A 3040-nucleotide genomic window follows, 5' to 3' on the forward strand; every position below is an offset into this window, starting at 1 on the left:
CCTAAACAGATAAATGAGCACACTACTTATTAACATCACACCAATAACTGAAAGTATAAGTCGGTCTTTATTGCGAACCAATTGCTTCATCATAAAAGGCATCATACTTGTTGCCTCTGTCTAACCGATATAATCTCTCCATCTCGCATTTCGACTTTCGTGTTTGCTCGATTGGCTAGCGTAGAATCATGCGTAACCAAGATTACACCACATTTTTTACTTTGATTTAAAGAAGACAACAGTTCAAATACCGTTTCCCCTGTATCTGTATCGAGATTCCCAGTCGGTTCATCTGCTAATAGCCATTTAGGTTCATGGACTAATGCCCTGGCAATAGCAACTCTTTGTTGTTGTCCACCTGATAGTTGTGAAGGGAGAGAATTTATTTTGTCTATAAGTCCAACTTGTTCCAAAACTTGTGTCGCGCGCTCTTTTTTGTTGTAAGTTACCTTTCTACCAAAAAGAGGTGACATGACATTTTCTAATACCGTCATGGTTGGAATCAAATGAAACTGTTGAAATATGAATCCGATGTTCTCAAAGCGAAAATCTGCCATTTCTTTATTGTTCATTTTGTGAACATGCTGATCTCCATAGAGAATTTCTCCACTGGAAGGAACATCGAGTGTTCCAATTATGCTTAATAACGTCGACTTCCCTGAGCCTGATGGACCAATAATTGAAATAAAATCGCTTTTCTGAAGTGTTAAATTAACTTCCTTTAACGCATATGTACCTATACCATCGCCTTTAAACACTTTTGTTAATGTCCTACATGTAATCGTGTTATTCAAAATAATCCCCCTCTTTGAAATATTTGTAAAATCTAATTATTTTAAATATAACAATTCCTTTGATTAATGTATACTTTACATTGCCTAAAGGGGTGTTTTATAGATTAWTYGAGTTTGAATATRTCATTGAGATTGTGAAGRTCTTCACTTAAACTAACGGGGCAGGATAGTTCAATAACAAATGATTTTAAAAAGGGGTGCCAAGTGAATGAAGTTAAAATTTTTATACTTAACATTAACAGTATTATCAATTTTACTGATATGTGGTTGTTCGACTAAACAAGATGAAGGGAATTCCAAAGGCACAGATAACTATGAAATTAGAAAAGTTGCTTGGGATTTCATCGAAGAAAAAGGTTGGGGCGGCAGAGCTATAGAAGACTGGAAAAGTGCTGAAGTGAAAAAAACGATTGCTAGTAATAGCTATGAATTGCTGGATAAAACTTATGAAGGGAAAGAAGTATTAATGGTATCCTTTGAAGATCAAGAGAACGTTGTAGTTGGTCCACCTTTAATACTTGTTGACCCCGAAACCAATGAAGTAATAGGTTATATGCCGGGTGAATAGAATTGAATGTTTTTCAACTGTGGCTATGAAACAAAGTGAGTTAGAACTTGTAGAGGAGATGAGAAGGTGACTATTAGTGCAGAGAGGCAGGCCTCAAGATTGATGAGGTTGCGTAGAATCTGCGGTTATGGTGCCGCAATAGCAGTAACACCTTACCTGCTGATCAAAATCGTATGGACTTTCGGTCTCTTCCTTCCAACCGAGCAAATGGGTGACGCCAGCTGGCGCATTATAAACGCAGTAACCGCCGTTCTCGCTGCGATTGGTATCCTTCTTGCAATGGCGTTCTGCAGGCCGTGGGGGGAGCGGCTACCTGCGTGGTTGGTTGCTCTACCCATTTGGGTTGGTACCGGTTTGCTCGTTCCCATGCTGTTGATTGCACCGGTTCTGGGCCCTGCAGCTATGATCCGGGATCAAGAGGCAGGTGCCGCTGACTTCTGGGTATACGAGCAGATCTTCGTCATGATCTCACTTTTCGGGATCGGCATCTTCCTGCCGCTTGCATTGGCGGGGTATGCAAAGGCACGTTGGCCAGAGGCGCTGAGTGGCACAACCGACTACAAGGAGTTGCCGGGCAATACTCGACAACTGCAGATTATCTTGGCTAGGATCGTCGCTGCCGGCTGCATTCTGCTCGGTGTCATCAAGGTGTTTTGGGCGGTTGGCGGCTCTTTCGGCATCGACCCGGCAACCATGGGTGAACGCGATGTGTGGTGGCACCTGCTGTCATTGAGTATAGGCGTGTGGTCCTTTGCAGGTGCGTGGGGCATAATGGTGGTAGCATCCCGCCGTGGGTCGAGGTGGTTTCTACCCCCTATGGCAGCGGCATGGATTTCATCGGGAGCGTTGTTCTCCAACAACCTCTATTCCGCCTTATCTTCAGTTCGACGCGACGCGCCACCCTCCCCAGAGTACCCATTGGCATGGTTGTTGACAACACAGGCCGGCATCGTCTTAGGTGTAATAATGGGAATGATTATCCTGCTGGTGCTGCACGAACGCCGTCGAGCCCTTCGAGATGAGTCCAACTGAAGTTGATTACACAGAACCACGGAGAAATTGAATATTTTTCTTGTTGTACTAACGGGTGCTTTAGTTAAAGATCATCGGGCTGTTTAAACAAGCCCTTTTTCTTATTGAACTAACGGGGCAGGTTAGTTGAACAAGAAATTAGATTAGCTATAGGCGCTAGAAGAAAATTACTGGAATATTATGCTGAACTTTATAAAAAGGGTATTGAAAGGACTGACTTTACTAATGGATATTAGAAAACCTAACGATTCTGAATTTGAAAAGATTATTTTACTTTCCCCACAAGCTTTATTTGATGGTACATTGGGTGAAGTAAAACCTTCAAATGAAAAAATCAAACGTCTTATTGAACCACTTTTGGAAAAGGGAAGCTATTATTTAATAGCAACCGAGAATGATAAACTAATGGGCTGGATTCTTATAGGGGCCGGTAAAGACCAATTTACTGACAAGATGAATGGATTTATTTATGAACTGTTTGTTATAGAAGAATTTAGAGGGAATGGAGTTTCTAAACGGTTAATGAGAACTGCGATTGACCATCTAAGACAAGATGGATACTCTGAAGTTCGTCTTAGTGCATTTGCAGGTAATCAAGCTATTAAACTTTACGAAAAAATGGGCTTTAACATAAGAACAGTTTCTA

General features: G+C 41.5%; 4 protein-coding genes. 3 read left to right on the plus strand and 1 reads right to left on the minus strand.

What is annotated here, in order from left to right; all coding sequences use genetic code 11:
* Positions 1-101: 101 nt before the first annotated feature.
* Entirely contained in the window at positions 102-794 is a 693-nt protein-coding gene (locus AC1DSB_RS17165; protein ID WP_477532855.1) for an ABC transporter ATP-binding protein, read from the minus strand.
* Between the two features lie 208 nt (positions 795-1002).
* On the opposite strand from AC1DSB_RS17165, the gene AC1DSB_RS17170 reads away from it, so the two are divergent.
* The 3 genes from AC1DSB_RS17170 to AC1DSB_RS17180 all read left to right on the plus strand — a co-directional run.
* Positions 1003-1362, plus strand: a complete 360-nt coding sequence (locus AC1DSB_RS17170) for a hypothetical protein (protein WP_477532856.1) — start codon at positions 1003-1005, stop codon at positions 1360-1362.
* Positions 1363-1428: 66 nt separating this feature from the next.
* Positions 1429-2394, plus strand: coding sequence for a hypothetical protein (locus tag AC1DSB_RS17175; RefSeq protein WP_477532857.1), 966 nt, complete (start codon positions 1429-1431; stop codon positions 2392-2394).
* A 225-nt stretch (positions 2395-2619) separates the two neighbouring features.
* On the plus strand, positions 2620-3040 hold a 421-nt coding region (locus AC1DSB_RS17180), incomplete at its 3' end, for an N-acetyltransferase family protein (RefSeq protein WP_477587195.1).

This window comes from Paenisporosarcina sp. P4_E4_2, assembly GCF_056401595.1.